Genomic DNA, 23934 nt, shown 5'->3' on the forward strand with positions numbered 1-23934 from the left:
CCCGCCCAGGCCCAAGATCAAGCGGCGAGGCAGCTCTGATGGCAAGCCGCTGGCCGGAAAGGGGAAATAAGCGCGGCGATGCGGCGCCCAAAACGCGCTAAACTGAGGTGAAGGGGTTTCGCCTGCGATTCGTGCAGGCTATCCTTGCAGCAAGACCAAAAGCCGGTGAGGGCGGGTATGCAGGAAATTGTCGAGTTCGAGCGTCGTATTTCATCGGCCTTGCGGCGGATAGAGGCCGGGTTTTCCGCCATCGACGCCGCGCGGGCAAACGGGGCGGAGCAGCTGGCGCTGGCCGAAGAACGGGCCAGAGAGGCCGAAGCGGCGCGGCTCCGGGCTGAAATGGCGCGTGATGCCCAGACGGCGCGGGCCGCCGGGGCGGTCGAGGCTGCGGAACGCGCGGGGCGTCAGGCCGCGGATGAGATTCGCGCCGCCAGAGCCGAGGCGCGGGCCGAGTTCGAGGCCCTGGGCGGGCGCGAGGAGCCCACCCTTGTCAGAATGCGCGAACGCCTCGCCGAGGCGCGTGAACGCGAGGCTGCGCTCAGGGCCGCTTATGAAGAGCAACTGGCCGCGCTTACCGAACAGCTTGATGCCCAGGGGCTGGAGCTGGCGCGGATGACGCGCAGCGCGGCGACGCTGCGCGAGGAACTGCGCCGGATCACCGAAGCCTCGGCAGCGGGGCTGGTGGATGCGGCAGCGGTGAACCGGGCGATGCTGACGGAGCTTGATGCGCTGCGGGCGAGCCGGCTGGCCGAGATGGCCGAGCTTGACGGGATCGCCACCGCATTGAGCATGCAGATCGGGGAGGCGGAACATGCCTGATATCGAGGTGATGATCGGCGGGCGCGGTTTTATGGTGTCCTGCCAGCCGGGAGAGGAACATTTCCTGCGCTCGGCTGCGGCGCAGCTGGATGTCGAGGCGCAGCCACTGGTGGCGTCGATGGGACGGCTGCCGGAAACGAAGATGTTGCTGATGGCGGGGCTGATGCTCGCTGACCGGACGGCGGCGCAGGAAGAGGAAATGCGCGAGCTGCGGGCGAAGCTTTCGATGCTGGAGGACCGGCCGGAGCCGGAGGCCAAACGTATCGAGGTGCCGGTGATCCCGCCACAGGTGCCGCTGACCTTCGCCGAACTTGCCGCCCGGGCCGAAGCCCTGGCCGAGCGGGTCGGTGAGAAAGCCACAGAGGCGCAGCGCAGCGCCGTGGCCGAGATAGGGCAGGGCACCCTGAAAAAGGCACCGGCCAAATCGGGCGCGATCCTGCAGGCAGAGGATGCGAAGCCCGAAGGCGATCTGGTCAGCGCTGCGGGGCGCGGTCCCAACCTGTCGCCTGTGCCGGACTATGACCCGGAAGGCGACCTGCCGAACGTCTTTGCCCGGCCGGATACCGATCCGGAAGAGCCGGCGCCCGGTGACCAGTCAGACCCTGCAGATGCCCCCCCCGGAGGACGGAAGAATGAGAAACGGATCTGTCGCAGCTGCGGCTCTTTTTGCCACGACCCTGATCGCCACTATGGCCCAGGCCGAGGCGCAGGACAGCACGTTCCAGACCACCCGCTACCTGTGTGAGCGCGGCGTGGAAGTGCCGGTCACCTATGTGAATGCGCCGGATCTGTCGCTGGCTGTGCTGAATGTCGAAGGGACACAGATCACGCTGGAGATCGAAACCTCTGCCTCCGGTGCCCGCTATGGCTGGCCCTCGGATGGGGCGCATTACATCTGGTGGACAAAGGGCGAAACCGCCTTCCTGATGTGGTCGGAAGGTGGTGAGGAAAAGACCATCCTCGACGGCTGCCAGCAGCAATAAAGCAAATCGCCCGGGCTGCTGCTCCGGGCGGTTGCCAGAAGCCGAAATCTTCAAAGATTTCGGCACGGTTCCTTTGAAAGGAACCGGCGCGGGTGGGACGCGCGCGCCCTCAGCCGTTGGCTTCGCGGATCTTGTCAGCGGCTTCCTTGTTAAAGCTGACGCCGTTCTTCTCGAACAGCGCATCCAGCTCGCCCGAAAGCGTCATCTCGGTCACGATATCGCAGCCGCCGACGAATTCGCCTTTGACGTAAAGCTGCGGGATGGTCGGCCAGTCGGAGAAATCCTTGATCCCCTGACGGATTTCCGCATCGGCCAGCACATTCACATCGGCAAAGTCGACGCCCATGTAATTCAGCACCCCCGCGACGCGGCTGGAAAAGCCACATTGCGGCATGGTCTTGGTGCCCTTCATGAACAGCACCACAGCGTTTTTCTCGACGGTTTCGCGGATCTGATCCTGCGCGCTCATTTCAGTTTCCTCTCGGCTCGCCAGTGCTCGGCCCGGCGTTTATGCGGCGTAGCTGCCGCCATGTTTCAGAAAGCCCTGCAACTGCCGCAGCACCCGGCAAGGGGAAGCAGCGCGGAAAGTGCCGCCGGACCCTGCAGAGACGCTCCGGCATATATGCTCATTCCGGTGCCTTGGTGGTCAGTGCCAGGGCATGCAATTCTCCATGCGCCCCGTCCATCTTGCCCTTCAGGCTGGCATAGACGGCGCGCTGCTGCTGCACGCGGTTCATATCGCGGAAGCTCTCGTCGATCACTTCTGCCGCCCAGTGATTTCCGTCTCCCGCGAGATCGGTGATGGTGATCTTTGCCTCGGGGAAGGTCTCCCGGATCAGGGCCTCAATATCCTTGCCTTCCATTGGCATCGGGCTGCTCCTTGCTCATTCGCTGAAAGATGTAAGCTCTGGTTGCAGGGGCTGCAAGGGAGATGGCTCAGCGCGCCTCTTGCCAGTCACTGCGCAGCAGGCCGAAAAGATGCAGATCGACATTGCGCCCGACATCCGGGCGATACCAGTGTTCGCGCTGCACGCCCTCGCGCCGGAAGCCGAGCTTTTCATAAAGCGCCATCGCGCGCGGGTTCTCGCCCGAGGCATCAAGCCAGAGGCGGCGCGCCTGCAGCCTGTCGAACCCATAGCAGATCAGCTGTCCGACAAAGGCGCGCCCGCGCCCGCCGCCGGTCACGGCCAGCGCGAGGCGGCGCAATTCTGTCCTTCCTGACGGATCGCCGATCTCGCAAAAGAGAGCATAGCCGATCGCGGTGCCATTCTCTTCGGCGATCAGCAGACGGGAATCGGGTGCGGAGACATAGGCGGCCAAAGCGGCCTCGTCCTCGTCGGTGATGAAAGCGCGGTTTTCGGGACGCTGCGCGAGGGCGCGAATAAAGGCGAAATCGCTGACGGTGGCCAGTCTCAGATCGATTGGATGCAGAACCATCTCAGCCCCTTATCTTCTGCCATTCCGGCGCCAGCATCGAGAACGCATGGCAATCGACCCAGATGCCGCCCCGCTTCCAGCATTGCCGCATATTGCCCTCGAAGGTGAAGCCCGCGCGCCGCATCGCGGTCATGCCGGCAGCATTGTCGAACACCACGTCACACATCAGACGATGCGCGCCCAGCTCGTCAAACACCACTGCCAGCATGTCCCGGATCAGTTTTTGCCCCTGGCCCGGACCATCGACCGCGAAATTGTCGAGATACCAGACCTGGTCATAAAGCATATGCAATGTCGCAAAGCCCGCAAAACCCTGGTCCTCGCGGATCAGGATCTCGCAATCTTCGGCCTCCAGCATCTCGTGCAGCTGGTCGATGCCCTTATCCATCAGGGCAGAAGGGTGGGCCTTGATCAGGAGGTCCACCCGGGCAAGATCATCCGCTGTTGCGCGCCGGATCACAGACCCACAGCAGTGGCAAAGGCACTGCGATACAGTTCCGAAAGCCCGGCGAGGGAGGCGCTGTCCTCGCCGAACGTCACCTTGTCGCCGCCGAAAGCGCCGATCCGGGTGACTGCGACGCCCGCGGCGATGGCTGCGGCCTCGATCTCAGCCGCAGCGCTTTCGCGGACTGCGAGCAGATAGCGCGCCTGATCTTCGCCAAAGAGCGCCGAGGTGTCGCCCGGGATCAGGGTGATGCCGGTGCCGGCCGCTTCTGCCATTTCAAAAGCCGCCAGCGCCAGGCCGCCATCGCTGAGATCAGAGGCTGCGGTGATCGATTTGCGATGGGCGCGGACGAAATCGCCGTTTTTCTTTTCTGCGGCCAGGTCGACCGGCGGCGCATCGCCGCGCTCGTCGCCAAAGGCTTCTGCGATCAGGGCGGACTGGCCGAGATGGCCAAAGCTTTCGCCAATCAGCAGCGCCACGTCACCGGCTTGCGGCTTGCCGTTGATCAGATCATCAAGCGAGGCGAGGATCCCCACCGCGCCGATCGTCGGCGTCGGCAGGATGCCCGAGCCATCGGTCTCGTTGTAAAGCGACACGTTGCCCGAAACGATCGGCATGTCGAGCGCCGAAACCGCCTCGCCGATGCCTTTGATGGCACCGACGAATTGCCCCATGATTTCAGGCTTTTCGGGGTTGCCGAAATTCATATTGTCGGTGGTCGCCAGCGGCAGCGCGCCCATGGCGGTCAGGTTGCGATAGGCCTCGGCCACTGCCTGTTTGCCACCTTCGAACGGGTTCGCCCTGACATAGCGCGGCGTCACATCCGAGGTGAAAGCCAGCGCCTTGGTCGTGCCGTGCACGCGCACGACGCCTGCGGGCAGGCCCGGGGTGACGACGGTATCGGCGCCGACCTGGCTGTCATATTGTTCGAACACCCAGCCCTTATGGGCGTAGTTCGGGCTCGACAGCAGCACTTTCAGCCCGTCGATTGCCCCGATCTGCGGCACTGCGCCCAGCGGTTCGGCTTTCGGCGTTTCGACCCAGGGGCGGTTATATTCCGGCGCGCTCGAAGACAGCTTTGACAGCTGGATATCTGCCTTGATCTCATTACCGTGCAGGATCAGGAAGCGGTCTTCCGGGATCGTCTCGCCCACGATGGCGAAATCGAGATCCCATTTCACAAAGATCGCGCGGGCGACATCTTCCAGCTCGGGGTTCAGAACCATGAGCATCCGCTCCTGGCTTTCCGAGAGCATCATCTCATAGGCGGTCATATTGGCTTCGCGCTGCGGCACCTGATCAAGCTGCAGTTTGATCCCGAGGCCACCCTTGTCGCCCATCTCGACCGCCGAACAGGTGAGGCCCGCAGCCCCCATATCCTGGATCGAGATCACAGCGCCGGTCTGCATCAGCTCAAGGCAGGCTTCCAGCAGGCGCTTTTCGGTGAAGGGGTCGCCGACCTGAACAGTGGGGCGTTTTTCCTCGATCGTGTCGTCGAATTCGGCGGAGGCCATGGTTGCGCCGCCAACGCCGTCACGGCCGGTCTTGGCGCCCAGGTAGACCACCGGCATGCCGACTCCGCTCGCCGCCGAATAGAAGATCTTGTCGGTATCGGCGAGGCCCGCCGCGAAAGCGTTCACGAGGCAGTTGCCATTATAGGATTTGTGGAAGCGCACTTCGCCGCCCACGGTCGGCACGCCGAAGGCATTGCCGTAGGAGCCGACGCCCTCGACCACGCCCTTCACCAGATGCGCGGTCTTGTGATGCGAGGGCAGGCCGAACGACAGCGCATTCATCGCAGCGATGGGCCGCGCACCCATGGTGAAGACGTCGCGCAGGATGCCGCCGACGCCGGTCGCGGCGCCCTGATGCGGCTCGATGTAAGAGGGGTGGTTGTGGCTTTCCATCTTGAAGATGACCGCCTGACCATCGCCGATATCCACCACGCCGGCATTCTCGCCCGGGCCGCAGATCACCTGCGGGCCGGTCGTGGGCAGGGTGCGCAGCCAGACCTTCGATGATTTATAGGAGCAATGCTCGTTCCACATCGCCGAAAAGATGCCTAGCTCGGTGAAAGAGGGCGCGCGGCCGAGGATCTCCAGCAGGCGCGCATATTCGTCGGGTTTGATCCCATGCGAGGCGATGAGCTCCGGGGTGATTGCGGGGTCGCGTGCGGCGTCTGACATGATCGGGCCTCCGGGTCTGCAGCTCTGGTCTGGTCGGGCCTGCTGCGGCACTTCTGCGGCAATGCAGGAAATCTGCGCGCGTCTTATTGCATGACGCGCGCCTGGGGAAGGGCTCTGCCCGGTTTGCGGCAGGAATAGGCGTCAGGATAATGCGCAGATGCGACAAAGGCGCCGCCGGGGCGCGCAGCCTTGCTGCCGCTGGTGGGTTTCTCCGGCGATTCTGCGCGTGCAGCGGCCCGTTGGCACAAAGCAAAAAAAAGGCCGAGCAAAGCTCGGCCCAAGTCCAACAGGGAGGTATGAGGCCGATCAGGTTGCCCCGATCCGTGCCTCGTAGCCTGATTTATGGGCTGTTTGCGAATTATGCAAGTGCAGCAATGTCGCAGTCCGGGCAATGCTGCCATGCGCTCTCCGCATGGCTGCTTCTTCGCCTTGTTTGCGGTAACGCCGCAACGCAGATTCCGGTCTCATCCTGAACCCGGCAGGGAGGGTCAATGGCCGGCCCATTCCCTCGGAACCGCCATCGTGGGCCGGTCAGCACCCCCTCAGGAATGAGGGCTGTGTTGCACAGGATATGGCAGAGAGAACGGGTACCGCCGCAGGGCGAAAGTGGTCTGTGCCTAAGCGAGGCGTCTCAGCTGCCGTGACTGCGGCGGAAGGTCGAGATCTCTTCCGTCACGAAATCGCGGAAGGCGGCCACGCGTTTCGAGTGCCGCAGTTCCTCGGGATAGGCGAGGAAGACCGGCACTTCGCCCGATTCGATGTCTTCCAGCACCCGCACCAGATGCGGGTTTTCCTCGGTCGTGTAATCGGGCAGCACACCGATGCCGAGATGGTTGATCACGCCCTGCTGCACACCGAAATAGTTGTTCACATGCAGCGTCGAGGGGATGTCATATGCCATGATCTCCTGCACCAGCCGCGCGCCTGCCGCTACCTGGGGGGTGCCGGGATGCTGGCAGATCAGGCGGTGCTGGCTGAGATCGGCCATGGTTTTCGGCGTGCCGTTGCGGGCGAGATAATCCGGCGTCGCGTAAAGGCGCATGCGGATATTCATCAGCCGGCGACGGATCAGATCGGCCTGGCTGGGTTCTTTCATGCGGATCGCGACATCGGCCTCGCGCATCGGCAGGTCGAGGACACGCTCTTCGAGCATGAGGTCAATCTTGAGCGCCGGGAATTTGTCGTAAAGCCGCGCGAGACGGGGAGCGAGCCAGAGCGTGCCAAACCCCATCGTCGTGGTGACGCGCAATTCGCCAAAGACCTCATCCTCGCTGTCGCGGATGCGGGCTGCGGCGGCATCGAGCCGTTTTGCCATGGCCTGTGTGGCTTCGAACAGAAGCTCGCCCTGTTCGGTCAGGATAAGACCGCGCGCATGACGGTGGAACAGCGTCACATCGAGGCTTTCCTCAAGTGCGCGGATCTGCCGGCTGACGGCGGATTGCGACAGATGCAGCACCTCGCCCGCATGGGTGAGGCTGCCTTTGTCGGCCACCGCGTGAAAAATCCTCAGCTTATCCCAGTCCATCTGTCTGCCCTGTTCCATCGGGTCGGGACAGTAGCACAAGCTATGCGCCGGGGGAAAACCTGATCACGCATTTTTGCTGTGACGACAGGGATTTGGCAGGAAAGTCACGGATGCCCCGACGGCAGGCCCTTTCACGGTGTATCTGTTGCGCCTATGATTGCAGCATAAGGCGGTGAACCCGTCAGATTTTCCACCCGGTGAGAGGGCAGGCAGATGGCAGTTGGCGTTTTTGATTCGGGTTTGGGCGGGCTGACGGTGCTGGATGCGGTCTCGCGCCGCCTGCCGGAAGTGCCCTTTGTCTATTTTGGCGACAATGCCCATGCGCCTTATGGCGTGCGCACCGCCGATGACATTTACAACCTGACCTGTGCGGCAGTGGAACGGCTCTGGGCCGAGGGCTGCGATCTTGTGATCCTCGCCTGTAACACGGCGTCAGCTGCGGCTTTGCGGCGGATGCAGGAGACCTGGCTGCCGTCTGACAAGCGGGTGCTCGGTGTGTTCGTGCCGCTGATCGAGGCGCTGACCGAACGGCAATGGGGCGACAATTCGCCGCCGCGCGAGGTTGCGGTGAAACATGTGGCGCTGTTTGCGACGCCTGCAACGGTATCCTCGCGCGCCTTCCAGCGCGAATTGGCGTTTCGTGCGATCGGGGTCGATGTCGAGGCGCAGCCCTGCGGCGGTGTGGTCGATGCGATCGAACAGGGTGATGAGATCCTTGCCGAAGCACTTGTGCGCAGCCATGTCGAGGCGTTGAAGCGCCGGATGCCGCAGCCCGAGGCCGCGATCCTTGGCTGCACGCATTACCCTTTGATGGAAAAGACCTTTCAGGAGGCTCTGGGCGAGGGGGTCAGGGTTTACAGCCAGGCGAGGCTGGTGGCCGAAAGCCTGAGCGACTACCTGGAGCGGCGGCCGGAAATGCTTGGACCGGGCACCGTGTCGAAGTTTCTGACCACCGGCGACCCGGTCTCGGTTTCGGCCCATGCGACACAATTCCTGCGTCGCGGCATCAAATTCGAAAAAGCCTGAAACAGTCGGGAAGATCATGGCGGCGACGGCCGGAGAGGTCGTCGCGCGCGGACAGAAGGTCTCAGCCCAACGGTGCGATCAGCGTTTTCAGCGCCGCGAGCGGGTCTTCGGCGCGCCAGATCTCTTCGCCAATCGCGAAATGGTCGGTGACGGGGGCGAAACGGGTGATCAGCGCGGGCGTCAACGCGCCTTCGGCGATCACCGGCACTTCGATCACTTCTGACCACCATTCGAACAGGTCCCAGTCGACCTGGCTGCCATCGCCGAGACCGGTTTCACCGACCGGGCCAAAGGCCACGTAATCGGCACCGGCTTCGGCGGCATTCATCCCCTCATGGCGGGTGATGCCGCAATGGGCGCCGATGATCGCATCCTGGCCGAGATCTTTGCGCGCCTTTCTGACCGAACGCGCGCCATCGGTGAGATGCACGCCGTCAAGACCGTGACGCTCGACCAGCAGCAGGTGGTTGTCGATCACCACCGCCACGTCGCGCTGATGCGCGATATCGCGGCAGATATCAGCGGCCAGACCCTGGTCATCGATGTTTTTCGTGGCCAGCGAGATGCGCAGACAGGCGATTTCCACCGCATCAAGCACCCGCGCCAGCTGGTCCGGGAACAGGTCGGTCTGGAAGCTCGGGGGGGTGATCAGATTGATCTGCGGGCGGTCATCTGCGGCCATAATCAAAGGCTCCGTAACTGTGTCGGGCGGATTTAGCAGCGTTTGCGGGCTTTGGCTATGGGCGGAAGGGGGCGCTGCCCCCGTCTGCGCTTTGCGCAGCCTCCCCCGGGATATTTTTGGACAGATGAAAGGGCTTTGCTTGTTTGCGCCCGGCTGAGAGGCTATCTGGCGGGCGGTTTTCAGATGGGGGCGCGCAGATGGCACAGGCTGATATTGTGGATCCGGTGATCGTGCTGGTGCGGCCGCAGATGGGCGAGAATATCGGCGCGGCGGCGCGGGCGATGCTGAATTTCGGACTGGACCGGATGCGGATTGTCGATCCGCGCGACGGCTGGCCGAACCCGAAGGCCAATGCGATGGCGAGCGGGGCGGGGCGGGTGCTGGATCAGGCCGGGGTGTTCCCGGATGTGGCGCACGCGGTTGCGGATTGCGATTTCGTTTTTGCCACCACGGCGCGGTCGCGCGAGCTGGTGAAAGAGGTTGTCACGCCCGAGCGTGCCATGGCGATGGCGCGCGAGATGGGGGCGGCGGGCAAGAAGATCGGGATCCTCTTCGGGCCGGAGCGGGCGGGGCTGGAGAATGGCGATATCATCCATGCCAATGCGATTGTGACGGTGCCGGTCAATCCCGAATTCTTTTCGCTGAATCTTGGCCAGTCGGTTCTGCTTCTGGCCTATGAATGGGGGCGCCAGGGCAGTGAGGTTCCGGCCTCGGCTATGGGCTTCGCGCGGACAGAACTGGCGAGCCGCGAAGAGGTGGAGCGGCTGGGCGATCATTACGAGATGCGGCTGGAGGAGGCGGGGTTCTTCTTTCCGCCCACCAAAGCTGCGGGCATGCGGCTGAACCTGAGGAATATGTGGGGGCGGCTGGCGCTGACCCGTGCCGAGGTACAGACTTTGCACGGGATGCTGCGTCAGATCCTGTTTCGCAAGGGCCAGGAAAGTGGCCAGGATGAGCCGCGCGGGTAATTTCCGGCGAACCCCTGCCGGTGGCCGCGAGAGGGCCCCGGCTCGGTCTTTGCCTGGCGGGGCGGATCGGGTAAACTTGCGCCAAATCTAAAACAAAGGCAGGCAGGCGTTATGATTACCCGCAGATTTTTCACCGCGACCGCTGGTTTTGCGTTGCTTTCCGGCTGTGTCGGGGGCGCCTCCCGCATGGGCAGCGCGGTTCCTGGCAGCCGTGAGACGCCGGCGCCGCGTGCGGTGGCGGATCGCGGCTGGGACAGCTGGGTTGCGAATTACCGCAACCGGGCCGCGGCGCGGGGGATCTCTGCCGGTACGCTCGATATGGGGTTCCGCCATGCGGGATTCCTGCCCGAGGTGATCGAAAGAGACCGCAACCAGACCGAATTCAAACGCTCGCTTGAGGATTACCTGTCAATCGCGGCCTCGGATGAGCGGGTCTCGCTCGGGCGCGAGATGTATGCCCGCTATGGCGCGACGCTGGCCGCCATCGAGCAGCGCTACGGGGTCGAGGGCAATGTCGTCGCAGCCTTCTGGGGGCTTGAGAGCTTTTTCGGCACAAGGCGCGGCAATGTGCCGGTGATCTCGGCATTGTCGACGCTCGCCTATGAGGGGCGGCGCGCGGCGTTTTTTGAGAGCCAGCTTGATGGCGCGCTGAAAATCCTTCAGGCCGGTGATGTTCCTGCTGACCGGATGGTCGGCAGCTGGGCCGGTGCCATGGGGCATACCCAGTTCATCCCGACCTCGTATCTGCAATATGCCGTTGATTTTACAGGCGACGGGCGGCGTGACATCTGGTCGGACGACCCGACCGATGCTCTGGCATCGACCGCGAATTATGTGGCGCGCACTGGCTGGCAGCGTGGCCTGCCCTGGGGGATGGAGGTTTCGCTGCCCTCGGGCTTCAACGCAGGCCTTCTGGGGCGCGGTAAGGGGAAATCGGCTGCGGAATGGGAGGCGCTTGGTGTTTCGCGCAGCGGCGGCGGCGGGCTTTCCGGGGGCTCGATCATCCAGCCGGGCGGGGCGGGAACACCGGCCTTCCTGCTGACGCAGAATTTCAACGTGATCCTGCGCTATAACAATGCCGAGAATTACGCGATCGGCGTCGGGCATCTGGCCGACCGGATCAAGGGCGGCGGACCGGTCAGGGCGGATTTCGGGCCGGACCGCACCGGCCTGACCAAGGCCGACCGTCAGGATCTGCAACGGCGCCTGACCGCGCGCGGCTTTGACACCGGCGGCAGCGATGGTGTGATCGGTCCGAAATCGCGCGAGGCGATCTCGGCCTGGCAGGCCCGCAGCGGTATGGCGGTGACGGGTGAGCCCTCGGCCGCGCTGCTTGCCTCTTTGCGATAGGCCTCAGGCTTTGGTGATGCGGGGCCGGGCGGTTGCGGTGGCGAATTGCTCCAGCACCGGCCCGGCGCCGTGTTCCTCGGCCAGCCGCAACAGCCCGAAGCGGATCGCTGCCATCTCGCGGTAATAGCGCAGGAAGGCGGCATTGATCGCAGCGCCCGAAACCGCCCCCATTACCGGCACCGCCTGGGCCATGAGCTTCTGGCCAAGGGCCGCGGCAAGTTTCGGTGCGATGGTGGCGATCAGCTGGTTCAGCGCCGGCCCGGTCAGGGCAGCGCGGGCCGAGAAAAACGCCGTATTGATCCCGTCATCCGCCGCAATCGGGCTGCCCGAGCCAAAGGTGCGCAGCGCTTCTGACATGATCCAGGGATCGTCGGGGTCGTAACCCAGCTTTTCAGCCTCACGCCGGATCGCATGCAGCAGCACGGTGATTGTGAACGGAAGTTCGGCAAGCCCGCCCATGATCCCACCGGCCCCGCCGGCAATCCCTGCACCAATCGCGGCGGCAAGCGTGCCACGATCCCCGCTGCCGGGAAGCCTGCCGCCCTGGCGTGCCACCATCCAGGCCCGCTCCAGCGCTGCCGCAGTCACAGTTTCGGCTCGCTCGCGAAATCCTGCGGGAAGGATCGACATCTGGTCTTCCAGCCTGCCGCCAAACCGGGTCAGAAGCGCCATAACCGGCCCATTGGCCTTTTTCCAGCGCAGCGCGAGGGCATCGACGCCGGCACGGCATTCGGCGGGCAGCGGCAGGTCGGGCAGGGTCATGTTTTCATGGCTCATATCCCGCATATGGGGAGGGCGGAGCGTCGCACAAGACCAGGCCCCGAACGCAAGCGATACCGCGTGGCCGGGCGGCATCAGGTGGCGCGCGAAACCACGCCGGAAACCCCTGCCCAGGCACCCGCTTTCAGCTCGAGCCCCAGAACCCGGTCGGGGTTGGTCGGGGGCGGCATCACGACATCAGCAAGTTTTTCAAAGCCGAAGCGGCTGTAATAGGGCGCGTCGCCCACCAGGAGCACCCGCTCCCAGCCCAGCTTGCGCGCCTCGGCGAGGCTTTCCGAAATCAGCAGCCCGCCCAGACCCTCGCCCTGACGCGTCGGGTGGACCGCGACCGGGCCGAGAAGCAGAATGTCCACCGTGCCGATCTTTGCCGGCCAGTAGCGGATCGCCCCTGCGAGGATCCCGTCGCCATCGCGCAGACAGAGGCACAGAGGCGCAATGGTCGGCACGCCGTCCCGCAGCCGATATGACGACAAAGCCGTCCGCCCCGGCGCGAAGCAGAGGTCGTAAAGCGCCTCGACCTCCCACCAGTCTGCCTCGCTCTCTTCTTCAAGCCTGTAGACCACAGCGCCTGTCCTCTTCCCTGTGCCGCGTCCGGGCGTGGCAGCGCTTTGCCTGCCATGCCAATATGGATGTGATTGTGACAGTGTCGCCCGCGCGCCGAAGGGCCGCATCTTCTTTTTGAGAAGAATACCCGTGCCGGAGGTATTCCATCCGGGACAGCGACGCGCTCAGCGGGTCAGAGCGCGCGCCAGCCGATATCGCGTCGGCAGAAGCCTTCGGCCCAGTCGATGCCATCAACCATTCGATAAGCGGCATCGCGCGCGGCTTTCAGCGTGTCCGCGCGGCCCGTCACATTCAGCACCCGACCGCCACTGGCCAGTACATCGCCATCACGCGCAACGGTGCCGGCATGGAACACCATATGGCCGCTGTCTTCGGGCAGGGTCTCAAGCCCCTGGATCCGGCTTCCCTTCACATAGGCGCCCGGATAGCCCGCCGCCGCCATCACCACGGTCAGCGCATGATCATCGGCCCAGTTCACCTTTGCCTGCGAAAGCCGCTGATCTGCGGTTGCAATCAGATGATCCAGCACCTGGGCGCCCAGCCGCATCATCAGGACCTGGGCTTCCGGGTCGCCAAAGCGGCAATTATATTCCACCAGCCGCGCGCGGCGTTCGCCATCGGGGCCGTCATCGATCATCAGCCCGGCATAAAGCACACCCTGATAGGGCGCGCCGCGCCGCGCCATCTCGCGGATGGTTGGCAGCACGATCTGTTCCATCGCCTGGGTCTGGAGCGCCTCGGTCAGCACCGGTGCCGGGGAATAGGCGCCCATGCCGCCGGTATTCGGGCCGGTATCGCCATCGCCGACCCGCTTATGGTCCTGGGCCGTGCCATAGGGGACCGCGGTCACGCCATCGGTCAGGATGAAGAAGCTCGCCTCTTCGCCCTGCATGAATTCCTCGATCACCACCTCGGCGCCGGCCTCGCCGAATTCGCCGCCGAACATATCGTCGATCCCGGCCAGGGCCTCGGCCTCGGTCATCGCGACGATCACGCCTTTGCCGGCCGCCAGCCCATCGGCCTTAACCACAATCGGCGCGCCCTGGGCGCGGATGTAGTCCTTGGCAGGTTGCGCTTCGGTAAAGCGCGCCCAGGCCGCAGTCGGTGCGGCGCAGGCGTCGCAAACCTCTTTGGTGAAGCGCTTAGACGCTTCAAGCTGTGCTGCCTCGCGGCTCGGGCCGAAGGTCAGGATCCCGGCGGCGCGGGTCGCATCCGCCACACCTGCGGCAAGGGGGGCCTCGGGGCCGACGATCACGAAATCAATGGCGTTCTCTTCGCAAAACGCCACCACGCGCGCCTGGTCAAGAATATCAAGGCTGGCACATTCCGCGATCTGCGCGATGCCTGCATTGCCAGGCGCCACGATCAGCCGGTCGCATTTCGGGTTCTGCTTTACCGCCCAGGCCAGCGCATGTTCACGCCCGCCGCCGCCAAGGATCAGGATATTCATCTGCTGCGCGCCCCGTTCCGGTCTGATGGTTCTGGCGCCTGATAGTCGCCACAGCCGCTGGTGGCAAGCGCCCGAAACGCCCCTGGCCGGATGCTTTGCCACCTTGAAGCCGGGGGGCGCCCGGCCTAGTCTCGCGCCCGTCACGAAGGAAGGCACCATGGCCCGAAAACGCAGCATTTTCGAAGAGGTCGGCGAGACCTCGAATAACCCGAAACAACCGGGGAAGTCCGGCGTTACAGGCGGGATGATCGATCAGGGCCACAGGGGGGCGCGCGGCGCGATCCGGGTCTGGCTGATCGTGCTTTTCCTGCTGGTCGTCGCGATGATCGTGGTCGGAGGGCTGACGCGCCTTACCGGCTCGGGGCTCTCGATCACTGAATGGCGCCCTGTCACCGGGGCGATCCCGCCGATGGATCTTGTCTCCTGGACGGCGGAATTCGATAAATACCGTCAGACACCGCAATACGAGCTGGCGAATGCCGGCATGACGCTGGATCAGTTCAAGACGATCTATTGGTGGGAATGGGCGCATCGCCAGCTTGGCCGCCTGGTCGGCCTGATCTGGGCCGTTGGTTTCCTTGGCTTTCTTGTCACGAAATCCATCCCGCCGCGCTGGTCAAAGCGGCTTTTGCTGATCGGGGCGCTTGGCGGGCTGCAGGGCGCGATTGGCTGGTGGATGGTGTCTTCGGGCCTGTCGGGCAGCATGATCCGTGTCGCGTCTTACCGGCTGGCGGTGCATCTGGGGCTGGCCTTTGTCATCCTTGGCTTCATCGGCTGGTATGTCTTCCTGCTGTCACGCAGCGAATCCGCACTGATGACGGCACGGCGGGGCAGGGAGGCCAAGCTCTTCTCGATGTCCACCGGCCTGATGCATTTCGCCTTCCTCCAGATCCTTCTCGGGGCGCTGGTCGCGGGGATTGACGCCGGGCGTGCTTTTCCGACCTGGCCCCTGATGGGCGACAGCTTTTTCCCGGCGGATGCGTTTTACGCGACCGATATGGAGGGCAATGTCCTGCCGGTCTGGCATGCCTTCTTTGAAAACCCGGGCCTGGTGCAGTTCATGCACCGGATGGCGGGCTATCTTCTGTTCATTTTCGGCGTGGTCGTCTGGCTGCGCGGCCGCAAATCCGCGCATCGTGATACCAGGTTTGCGTTTAACATGGTTATGCTGATGCTGGTGGCCCAGGCCGGGCTTGGCATCATGGCGGTTCTCACCTCGGCGCATCTGCATGTGGCGATCACCCATCAGATCGGTGCGGTGATCCTCTGGGTGCTGATCCTGCGCGCGCGTTACCTGTCGCAATACCCGGTTGCGGGCTCGATCCGGAAAGGAACCGCCTGATGGCTGATGTCTATGACGCGCTGATGGCCCATGCCCGCGAGACCGCGGCGCTGGAACAGGTTGCGGGGCGGCTGTCCTGGGATCAGGAGACGATGATGCCGCGCGACGCCGCCGAACAGCGCGGCGAGGAAATGGCAGCGATGGAGGGTGTCTTGCATGCCCGCCGCTCTGACCCGCGTGTCGGTGACTGGCTGTCAAAGGTTGATCCGGTCGAGCTGGTCGCGAAAGCCCAGGTCGCAAAGATCCGCCGCTCTTACGAGCGCGCGCTGAAAGTGCCGGCACGCCTCGCGCAGGAGATCGCGCGGGTGACCTCGCTTTCCCAGGGCATCTGGGCCGAGGCGCGGGCGAATGAGGCGGTTACGTCTTTTCTGCCGACGCTGGAACAGGTCGTCGCCCTGAAGCGTGAAGAGGGGCAGGCGCTGGCCTCCGGGGGAAAGGCGGGCGGCGACAGCTATGACGCGATGCTCGATGATTACGAGCCCGGGATGACCGGCGCTGAATGCGCCGCGATGTTCGACGCGCTGCGTCCGCGCCTGGTGGCTTTGCGCGAAAAGATCCTCGCCTCACCGCGCAAACCTGCCGCGCTGACCGGCAGTTTCGGGGCAGATGCCCAGATCCGCCTGTCGCGCCGCCTTGCGATGGTCTTCGGCTATGACATGCAACGGGGCCGCATCGACACCGCCGTGCATCCGTTCTGTTCGGGTTCGGGGGATGATGTGCGCATCACCACCCGCGTCGCAGAAGGCGATCCCTTCAACTGCCTCTATTCCACCATCCACGAGACCGGCCATGCCGCTTACGAGCAGGGGGTCGATTCTGATTTCCTGCTGACGCCGATTGGTGGCGGCGTCTCGATGGGGGTCCATGAAAGCCAGAGCCGGATCTGCGAGAACCAGCTTGGCCGCTCGCGCCCCTTTACCGAATGGTTGTTCGGTGAGATGCGCGACCGTTTCGGCGAATTTGGCATCACCGATCCCGAAGAGTTCTTCGCCACCGTCAACCGTGTCGCGCCGGGCTATATCCGCACGGAATCGGATGAGGTGCATTACAACCTCCATGTCATGCTGCGTTTCGATCTGGAACGCGCGCTGATGGGGGGGGATCTGACGGTCGCGGATCTGGAATCTGCCTGGAATGACCGTTTCCTCAGAGATTTCGGCGTGGCGGTCGACAAGCCCTCGAACGGGATGCTCCAGGACGTGCACTGGTCGGTCGGTCTCTTCGGCTATTTCCCGACCTATACTCTGGGCAACCTTTACGCTGGCTGCCTTTTCAAGGCGTTGCGCGCCGATCTGCCGGGGCTCGACCAGGATCTGGCCGCAGGCGAGATCGGTGCCGCAAATGACTGGCTCAGGGAAAACCTCCGCCGTCACGGCGCGCTTTACGGCCCGCGCGAGACCATCACCCGCGCCTGTGGCGAAGAGCCATCCGCAGGCCCGCTTCTGGATTATCTCGAAGCGAAATTCGGCGCGATCTACGGGTTCTGAGGCGCATTCCGGGGCCGCAGCGCCACCAGACCCATCGCCAGAACCGAGATGCCCGCGCCGATCAGAAACGGCGCGGCTGATCCCCAGCTGACCCAGGCCCAGCCAGCGGCGGTATTGCCGATCAGCATCACCGCACCGCTTGCAAGGTTGAAGGCCCCGAAGGCGCTGCCCCGGAGCGCGGGTGGCGCGGTCGCCGCAATCATCGCGCCCAAAAGCCCCTGGCTGAACCCCATATGCAGCCCCCAAAGCGCCACACCGGCCAGAAAAACCGGCGCGCTTTGCGCAGAACCCAGCACCAGATGCGCGCCCGCCAGAAGGCCCAGACCGATCATCAGCGGCACCTGCACCGGATCCTTCCCGGATGCGGCCAGCCGGTCCGAGAAGATCCCCACCGGCCAGGCCGCCAGGGCATAAACCGCATGCAGAGCCACGATGATCAGCGGCACCCAGACCGGCGAGAACCCGGCCTCCAGCGCTTTCAACAGAAGGAATGCCTCGGAAAACCGCGCCAGCATGATCAGCCCCGCCAGCGCGATGACGCCCCTGACCGGAGCGGTCAGCCGCAGCGCGTCGCGAAACCGGAAGCCGGAGCCCTTGCCGGCCTGTGCCGCGACCGGCTCTTTGACCCGAAAGATCAGCAGAAAAATCGCGAAAGCCGCCGGCAGCGCCGCAAGCCAGAATACCATCCTGATATCCCCGGCAAAAACCAGCATGGCGGCAATCGCGAGGAGCGGCCCCAGAAAGCCGCCCAGACTGTCGAGCGATTTCCTGAGGCCAAAGGCCGCGCCCCGTATCGCGGCCGGTGTGGCGGTGGCGACCATCGCATCGCGTGGCGCAGACCTGATCCCCTTGCCGACCCGGTCCATCGCCTTGGCCAGCACGACCTGATCAAGGCTCATCGCCAGGGGAAAGATCAGTCGCGACAGCGCGCCAAGCCCATAGCCCAGCACCGCCAGCGGTTTTGCCCGCCCGGACCAGTCTGCCAGAACCCCCGAAAGCGCTTTGGTCACCGTGGCCACCGCCACAGCCAGCCCTTCGATAAAGCCGATGACCAGCGCCGAGGCCCCCAGCCCACTGGCCAGAAACAAGGGCAAAAGCGTGTTCACCATCTCGGAGGACACATCCATCAGCAGGCTGACAAAGCCCAGTATCCAGACCATGCGAGGGATCGGTGAAACGGTCATTCAGAGCGCGAGCCCCTTCCTGCTGACACTAATGCTCCGGTGGGCGGGATCCCCCGCCCGGGACGGCGCGCAGGCTTTGTCGCCTCACTCACGCGCGGCGAAAGCGGTAGACCCGTGCCGGCGGCAGATTGGCCCAGACCTTATGGCCTCTGTCCACCGCCAGGCCCAGATCGCTGATGATCTCGGGCGGCACCGGCGGGCGCGGGCCATAGGTGAATTGTACATATTCTCCGTCCGGCTCCAGCACATCGAAGGCCGCACCGACAATCGCGCGGCGCACCGGGTCCGGCATCGACAAAAGCGGCAGGCCCGAGATCACCGTCGACACGCCGCTGCCGACAAGCGCCTGCACCTCCTGCGCACCGGTCTTATGCACGGTCACGCGCGGAAATTTCCGCCGCAGGAAATCGACAAATTCATCATCAAGCTCGAAAAGCGTCAGATTCTCGGGCGGCAGGCCGCGCGCAAGAATCGCTTCGGTAAACCGTCCGGTGCCGGGGCCGAATTCCACCACTTTGCCGCTATGGGGGCCGATCTTTGCGGTCATCGCACGGGCCAGCACCCGCGATGAGGGCGCGATGGCCGAGATCTGTCGGGGATTGCGCATAAGGCGCCTCCGGAACAATGCGAGATCACTTTCCATCGCTTATCCTGTCCTCATACGGGATTACTCCCGTGTCATGTCTCAGGTCCATCCGCCGGATGAGCCGGTCTTTTGCAGCATCTCTCGCGGCACCATCGTTTCCGACACGGTCCTGCCGCGCCGAGCGCGCCGCCGACCGGAAGGCCGGCCACAGATGCCGCCTCTGACGCTGTCGCGGGCCGTAAAGGCCGTTGCCGTCGCAGCCTGGCGGGTCATGCATCAAGACGGATGACACGCATGGGAGGAGATATCCGGCTCAGTGCCCGGGCTCAGGTCTTGCGGAACTGATCAAGGCTGACAACTTCAGCCTCCTGGCGCGGCGCGGGGGCGGCATCCTCTGCCTCGTCCTCGCCTTCCTCTGCCTCGTCTTCCTCATCGTCATCATCATGCTGGCTTTCAAAGCGCAGCCCGAATTCGACCGAGGGATCGACAAAGGTCAGCACGGAATCAAAGGGGATCACCAGCGGTTCGGGCGAGTTGCCGAAGTTCAGCGTCACGGTGAATCCCTCATCCGTAACCTCAAGCCCCGAGAACCAGTGTTGGAGCACCACCGTCATCTCGGTCGGGTAGCGCTCTTTCAGCCAGTCGGCGATGGCAACATCGGGATGGGTGGTGTCAAAGGTGATAAAGAAGTGATGCGCTCCGGGCAGGCCATGTGCCGCCACATCGTCCAGCACCGAGCGGATCAGGCCGCGCATAGCCTGATGCATCAGGTTTCCATAGTCGATACTGCGCGTCATCCGGTTCCCCTGCCATTTCGCGCCACCATAAAACATCTGGCCGTCAAGGAAAGGGGCGAGCGCGCGCCTCTGGCCTAAAACTCGCGGCCTGCGGACAGGGAGCCAGTGAAACTGACCCGATTTGAAGCAGTCACAAATGCGAGAGCAGCAGGGCGGCACCGGCAGCCAGTGCCAGAACAAGCGGCATCGGAAGGCGCAGCCGCCAGAGCGCGACGCCGCTCGCCAAAGCGATGGCAAGCGAGAGGGGTTTCAGCGTCGCGAGGTCAGGCAGCAGCATCTGCACCGGTCCGGCGCTGATCTCGCGATGGTCGGTGAACAGCACATGCAGAGCGAACCAGAGCGAGAGATTGGCGATCACCCCGACGACGGCAGGCGTGATCCGCGCCATGGCTCCGGCAAGCACCGGTACCGCCAGCAGCCTGTCGATAAAGGGGCTCGCGGTGAAGATGAACAGAAATGACGGCAGGAAGGTCATCCAGAGCGCAACGCCCGCGCCACCAAGCGCCATAAGGGGTCCGCCGTCCTGAAACCCCGCGATCCAGCCGGTGAATGAGGTCACAAGGATCAGCGGCCCCGGCGTCGATTCCGCCAGTGCCAGCCCGTCGATCATCTGCCCGGTGGTCAGCCAGCCGCGCAGATCGACCATTTCCTGCGCCATCCAGGCCATCAGTGCGTAAGCGCCGCCAAAGGCCAGCGCCGCCAGTTTCGCGAAAAAGACCCCGATCTCTGCCAGCCGCTCTGGCCCGAAAACCACCAGCAGGGCCAGCGGCACAAGCCAGAGGCCCAGCCAGAGCGCCCCTTGCCAGACGGCCTCCCGCCAGATGTCACCGGCACCCCGGGCGGGCGCGGGCGGTTCCGTGGCCGAGGGGCTGGCCGCGCGCAACGCCGGTCGCGATTCCGGTCGCGATGCTGACCGGAGCGCCTGCAGCCCGCCCCAAAGCGCTGCCGCCAGCAGGATCAGCGGGAAGGGCAGGGCAAAGACAAACAGGCCGAGAAAGGACAAAAGCGCGATGATCCGCGCCTCCTGCGTTCGCAGCGCCCTTTGCCCAAGCCGGATCAGGGCCGCCGCGACAATCGCCAGTACCGCCGCCTGGATGCCGGTAAACAGCACCGGAATCAGGGGGATGGTGCCAAACCCTGTATAGAGCGCCGCGAGGACTGTGATCAGCACCGCGCCCGGCGCCACAAAAAGCCCGCCGGCGATCAGCCCGCCTTTAATGCCGCGCAGCCGCCAGCCGATCCAGGTTGCAAGCTGCATCGCCTCGGGGCCGGGAAGCAGCATGCAAAAAGACAGCGCGCGCGCATACTCCTCTTCGTTGATCCAGGACTTTTCTTCCAGCGCCACGCGGTGCAACAAAGCGATCTGCGCCGCCGGGCCGCCAAAGGACCAAAGGCCGATCCGCCAGAACGCCGCCGACAATTCGGTCAGCGACGGCGCCGGGGCGCGACCGGGAAAGGGCACCTCGCGGCTGTCTGAGGGGGGGCTGGCTTTTGTCGGGCTGGCTGAAGTCATGGCTGCCAGGACGCTAGCGGGGTTTTGTGACGGGGGGAAGACGTGCCCATCATGCGCCATGGACCGATCGCGCCTCACATCCCGCCCTCTGGCGGCTCCCGTTGCCCGGCAGTGGGTACGGCTCCCGCTTCCCTTGCGCAGAGATCACGATCTGACCCCTCCCGAGGCCCCGCATTGCGCCGTGACGAGCTGGGGGGTGACAAATGGCTCAGGCTCGTCACCGCAGTGGTCATCAGATACGGCGCAGCCCGGGGGCCGGTCCCGGTAAAGCGGCCTGCCAGATCCATCCCGCGATGGGTGCGACCGCTATTCCGGCTGTCGGGCATGGTGGGGCCTGAAGCCTGATCACGCGTTCCGCCCGCCAGCGGCATGAGGCGATGGCTTTGCACAGATCCCAAGGGTGACATGTTCGGATCCGGAGGGATTTCTGACCAGGCTAAAGGGGTGGGCGATGCCGGGATTTCGCGACAGGCAAGGCCGCCCGCTGCTATTGCGGGGGCGGGCGTGGGGATTGCCTTGCGTCGCGAAACAGGTTGCATATCGCGCCAGGGATCATGCCCGGCCCCGCAAGGTCTGGCCCTGTGGGGCCGGTCGGAACAGCGCCGCGCAGCGCGGCCCCGCTGAGTGTGGTTTGCGCATCGGGATGAGAGCCGCCCATTGCTGCCGGTGAAACCACATGCCGGCCATGCGCCGTATCGAGGTGGGGACTTGCCGCCGCCTCTGTAGCGCGGCAGAGTTGGCCGCGCCGCCCCTGTCGCATCAGCGTTACCGGAGCCGGCGATATGGTCCCTGGCCCCGCCACCCGTGCCGCCCTCGCCGGCGGCCTGGGGTATTAACATGCAATTCAACCGGAGCAGACATGGTCCGCCAATCCGCCTTCACCGCCCCTGGCCGCTTCTGGCGCGGAAATCTCCACAGCCATTCGGATCGTTCCGATGGCGCGCTGCCGCCTCAGGAAGTTTGCCGCCGCTACCAGGCGGAAGGCTATGATTTTCTTGCCCTGACCGATCACTATGTCGGGCATTATGACTATCCGCTGGTTGATACCCGACCGTTCCGGGCCGAAGGTTTCACGACCATTCTGGGGGCAGAGCTGCATTCCGGCGCGATGGAGAACGGCGAGCTCTGGCATATTCTTGCCGTTGGCCTGCCGCTGGACTTTCCGAAAGTGGGCAGCGCTGATTTCCATGCCCATCCGGGCCAGGAAACCGGCCCCGAGATCGCGGCCCGTGCCGCCGCCGCCGGTGCTTTCGTGACCATCGCGCATCCGCACTGGTCGGGGATGACCCTTGACGATGCGCGTTCGATCACCGCCGCCCATGCGGTCGAGATCTATAATCACGGCTCGGCTGTCGGCGCGGATCGCGGCGATGGCGGCACGATTGCCGATCTGCTGATCTCGGAAGGGCGCGACATTACCCTGATCGCGACCGACGATTCCCATCTGGCGGTTCCCGACGCCTTTGGCGGCTGGACCATGGTGAAGGCTGAGGAAAACACCCCGGATGCGCTGCTGGAAGCCCTGAAACGCGGCGATTTCTATTCAAGCCAGGGCCCCGAAATCCATGATTTCCGCGTCGAAGGCGACCGGGTCATCGTCGAATCGAGCGCCGTGGAATGGGTGATCGCCATCGGCCATGGGTCAAGCTCAAACGTCACACACGGATCCTCCATGACCCGCGCCGAAGTGCCGCTGAAATGGCAGGGCGAGACGCCCTGGATCCGGGTTGTGGTTATCGACGCTGCCGGTCGGCGGGCCTGGACCAACCCGATCCGGCGTGACCAGGTTTCCGCCTGAGCTAAATGTTCCCGCCGGAGGCAATCGACAGCCGTCATGCCTCCGGCTGCGTCTGAAACGCACCATGCCCGCCAAGCTTGCGGCTGACGATCCGGCTGAGCTTTCGGTGCAGTGGCGTGATCCGGTGCCTGATATGCATCGCCGCATAGACCGGCTGGCGCAGAACCGGCGCATCCGCCACCGCCATGACCTTGCCGGCGTCGATCATCTCCCGGGCTGTCGCCTCCAGCACATAGCCGGTGCCGCCCATTCCCATCAGAAGCGAGGTGACCGAGCCGCTTTGCCCGACCGAGATCGGTGAATTCACCAGGTCGGGCGTGACCTGGCGGTGCATCTCCTGAAAAGCGGGCGAGAAATGCGAGAAGATGAACCGTTCCGGTCGCACCCCGGAAAGCGCAGTCACTTCGGTCGAGACCATGTGATAGCCGGCATCGCCCAGGCTTTCGAAATGCAGATCCGGATGCGGTTTCGGTGAAAACATCACCGCGAAATCAAGGATCCCCGTGAGCAGATCCGCGCACATCTGATTGGAATAATCGGGCTCGATATGAAGCGCGATATCGGGAAATTGCCGCCGGATCCCGACAACCCATTCGCCGAGATAAATCGCCGAGAGGTCATTCTGGATCCCGAGCCGCAGCAGATGTCCGGCACCGGTCGGCACCTGGATATGGCGGCGCGCCTCGTTCCATTCATGGCGCAGCATGCGGGCATGGGGCTCAAACCGTTTGCCTTCGGTTGTCAGCATGGTGCCGGCGCGGGAACGGTCAAAGAGCCGCGCGCCGAGCGCGGTTTCCAGCACCTGGAGGCGGGCCGAGATGGTCGATTGCGTGACGCCGAGGCGCTCGGCCGTGCGGTGGAAGCTGCGGCTTTCGGCAAGATCGAGGAAGGTCTCGATAAGTTCGATTTGCATGGCTGCGTTCTTTCTGAAGCCGCCGGGGGCAGGCCCCCGGATCCCCGGACTGTTGTTGTCATGAGGATGGCCAGGTGAGCGGTTCTGATCGGATAGGCC

Annotated in this window: 23 protein-coding genes and 1 pseudogene; 9 read left to right on the forward strand and 15 right to left on the reverse strand. The window is 64.3% G+C overall.

What is annotated here, in order from left to right; all coding sequences use genetic code 11:
* The first annotated feature begins 177 nt into the window (after positions 1–177).
* The 3 genes and pseudogenes from BLW25_RS04900 (at position 178) to BLW25_RS24250 (ending at position 1802) form a co-directional block, all read left to right on the forward strand.
* The gene (locus BLW25_RS04900; protein ID WP_092896884.1) at positions 178–819 is read left to right on the forward strand and encodes a hypothetical protein; all 642 of its coding nucleotides are present in this window, start codon (positions 178–180) and stop codon (positions 817–819) included.
* Positions 812–1177, forward strand: a pseudogene (locus BLW25_RS24885) (cell division protein ZapA); the annotation flags it as partial. The gene BLW25_RS04900 and the pseudogene BLW25_RS24885, both read left to right, overlap by 8 nt.
* A gap of 331 nt (positions 1178–1508) precedes the next feature.
* Entirely contained in the window at positions 1509–1802 is a 294-nt protein-coding gene (locus BLW25_RS24250) for an MliC family protein (RefSeq protein WP_171909478.1), read from the forward strand.
* Positions 1803–1911: 109 nt separating this feature from the next.
* On the opposite strand, the gene grxD is transcribed toward BLW25_RS24250, so the two are convergent.
* From grxD to BLW25_RS04940, 6 genes are all read right to left on the reverse strand, one after another.
* Positions 1912–2271: a Grx4 family monothiol glutaredoxin gene (gene grxD / locus BLW25_RS04915; RefSeq protein ID WP_092896892.1), complete on the reverse strand. Its 360-nt coding sequence runs from the start codon at positions 2269–2271 to the stop codon at positions 1912–1914.
* Between the two features lie 157 nt (positions 2272–2428).
* On the reverse strand, positions 2429–2671 hold the full coding sequence (locus tag BLW25_RS04920) for a BolA/IbaG family iron-sulfur metabolism protein (protein ID WP_092896895.1): 243 nt from the start codon (positions 2669–2671) through the stop codon (positions 2429–2431).
* 67 nt (positions 2672–2738) lie between these two features.
* Entirely contained in the window at positions 2739–3239 is a 501-nt protein-coding gene (locus BLW25_RS04925; RefSeq protein WP_092896898.1) for a GNAT family N-acetyltransferase, read from the reverse strand.
* 1 nt (position 3240) lies between these two features.
* Entirely contained in the window at positions 3241–3663 is a 423-nt protein-coding gene (locus BLW25_RS04930; protein ID WP_171909479.1) for a GNAT family N-acetyltransferase, read from the reverse strand.
* A gap of 32 nt (positions 3664–3695) precedes the next feature.
* On the reverse strand, positions 3696–5870 hold the full coding sequence (purL, locus tag BLW25_RS04935; protein ID WP_092896903.1) for a phosphoribosylformylglycinamidine synthase subunit PurL: 2175 nt from the start codon (positions 5868–5870) through the stop codon (positions 3696–3698).
* A 631-nt stretch (positions 5871–6501) separates the two neighbouring features.
* Entirely contained in the window at positions 6502–7395 is an 894-nt protein-coding gene (locus BLW25_RS04940; RefSeq protein WP_092901534.1) for a LysR family transcriptional regulator, read from the reverse strand.
* A 213-nt stretch (positions 7396–7608) separates the two neighbouring features.
* On the opposite strand from BLW25_RS04940, the gene murI reads away from it, so the two are divergent.
* Positions 7609–8421 carry a glutamate racemase gene (gene murI / locus BLW25_RS04945; protein ID WP_092896906.1) on the forward strand — a complete coding sequence of 271 codons (813 nt, stop codon included), beginning with the start codon at positions 7609–7611 and terminating at the stop codon, positions 8419–8421.
* Positions 8422–8482: 61 nt separating this feature from the next.
* On the opposite strand, the gene BLW25_RS04950 is transcribed toward murI, so the two are convergent.
* On the reverse strand, positions 8483–9103 hold the full coding sequence (locus BLW25_RS04950) for a thiamine phosphate synthase (RefSeq protein WP_092896909.1): 621 nt from the start codon (positions 9101–9103) through the stop codon (positions 8483–8485).
* A 197-nt stretch (positions 9104–9300) separates the two neighbouring features.
* Between BLW25_RS04950 and BLW25_RS04955 the strand changes: the two genes are divergently transcribed.
* On the forward strand, positions 9301–10071 hold the full coding sequence (locus BLW25_RS04955) for an RNA methyltransferase (RefSeq protein ID WP_092896912.1): 771 nt from the start codon (positions 9301–9303) through the stop codon (positions 10069–10071).
* Between the two features lie 111 nt (positions 10072–10182).
* The gene (locus tag BLW25_RS04960; RefSeq protein WP_092896915.1) at positions 10183–11421 is read left to right on the forward strand and encodes a lytic murein transglycosylase; all 1239 of its coding nucleotides are present in this window, start codon (positions 10183–10185) and stop codon (positions 11419–11421) included.
* Positions 11422–11424: 3 nt separating this feature from the next.
* On the opposite strand, the gene BLW25_RS04965 is transcribed toward BLW25_RS04960, so the two are convergent.
* The 3 genes from BLW25_RS04965 to purD all read right to left on the reverse strand — a co-directional run bounded on the left by BLW25_RS04965 (position 11425) and on the right by purD (position 14215).
* Entirely contained in the window at positions 11425–12183 is a 759-nt protein-coding gene (locus BLW25_RS04965; protein WP_092901536.1) for an EcsC family protein, read from the reverse strand.
* Positions 12184–12275: 92 nt separating this feature from the next.
* Positions 12276–12764 carry a GNAT family N-acetyltransferase gene (locus BLW25_RS04970; RefSeq protein WP_249495308.1) on the reverse strand — a complete coding sequence of 163 codons (489 nt, stop codon included), beginning with the start codon at positions 12762–12764 and terminating at the stop codon, positions 12276–12278.
* 173 nt (positions 12765–12937) lie between these two features.
* Positions 12938–14215: a phosphoribosylamine--glycine ligase gene (purD, locus tag BLW25_RS04975; protein WP_092896921.1), complete on the reverse strand. Its 1278-nt coding sequence runs from the start codon at positions 14213–14215 to the stop codon at positions 12938–12940.
* 157 nt (positions 14216–14372) lie between these two features.
* Between purD and ctaA the strand changes: the two genes are divergently transcribed.
* Together ctaA and BLW25_RS04985 are read left to right on the forward strand one after the other, a co-directional pair.
* The gene (ctaA, locus tag BLW25_RS04980; protein ID WP_092896923.1) at positions 14373–15557 is read left to right on the forward strand and encodes a heme A synthase; all 1185 of its coding nucleotides are present in this window, start codon (positions 14373–14375) and stop codon (positions 15555–15557) included.
* A complete protein-coding gene (locus tag BLW25_RS04985; protein WP_092896926.1) occupies positions 15557–17044 on the forward strand; it encodes a carboxypeptidase M32 in 1488 nt (495 codons plus the stop codon). Before ctaA ends, BLW25_RS04985 begins: the two co-directional genes overlap by 1 nt.
* Here the strand turns inward: BLW25_RS04985 and BLW25_RS04990 are convergent.
* The 4 genes from BLW25_RS04990 to chrA form a co-directional block, all read right to left on the reverse strand.
* Positions 17032–18228 carry an MFS transporter gene (locus BLW25_RS04990; protein ID WP_092896928.1) on the reverse strand — a complete coding sequence of 399 codons (1197 nt, stop codon included), beginning with the start codon at positions 18226–18228 and terminating at the stop codon, positions 17032–17034. The genes BLW25_RS04985 and BLW25_RS04990 overlap by 13 nt on opposite strands.
* Before the next feature lie 88 nt (positions 18229–18316).
* Entirely contained in the window at positions 18317–18835 is a 519-nt protein-coding gene (locus BLW25_RS04995) for a class I SAM-dependent methyltransferase (RefSeq protein ID WP_253188212.1), read from the reverse strand.
* Positions 18836–19140: 305 nt separating this feature from the next.
* Positions 19141–19611, reverse strand: a complete 471-nt coding sequence (locus tag BLW25_RS05005; protein WP_092901539.1) for an SspB family protein — start codon at positions 19609–19611, stop codon at positions 19141–19143.
* 130 nt (positions 19612–19741) lie between these two features.
* Positions 19742–21124, reverse strand: coding sequence for a chromate efflux transporter (gene chrA, locus BLW25_RS05010; RefSeq protein WP_092896934.1), 1383 nt, complete (start codon positions 21122–21124; stop codon positions 19742–19744).
* An 859-nt stretch (positions 21125–21983) separates the two neighbouring features.
* Between chrA and BLW25_RS05015 the strand changes: the two genes are divergently transcribed.
* Positions 21984–22922: a CehA/McbA family metallohydrolase gene (locus BLW25_RS05015; protein WP_092896936.1), complete on the forward strand. Its 939-nt coding sequence runs from the start codon at positions 21984–21986 to the stop codon at positions 22920–22922.
* Positions 22923–22956: 34 nt separating this feature from the next.
* Here the strand turns inward: BLW25_RS05015 and BLW25_RS05020 are convergent, their stop codons facing one another.
* On the reverse strand, positions 22957–23835 hold the full coding sequence (locus BLW25_RS05020; RefSeq protein ID WP_092901542.1) for a LysR family transcriptional regulator: 879 nt from the start codon (positions 23833–23835) through the stop codon (positions 22957–22959).
* Positions 23836–23934: the final 99 nt, after the last annotated feature.

Origin of the sequence: Rhodobacter sp. 24-YEA-8 (assembly GCF_900105075.1) — a bacterium.
GTDB lineage: Bacteria > Pseudomonadota > Alphaproteobacteria > Rhodobacterales > Rhodobacteraceae > Pseudogemmobacter.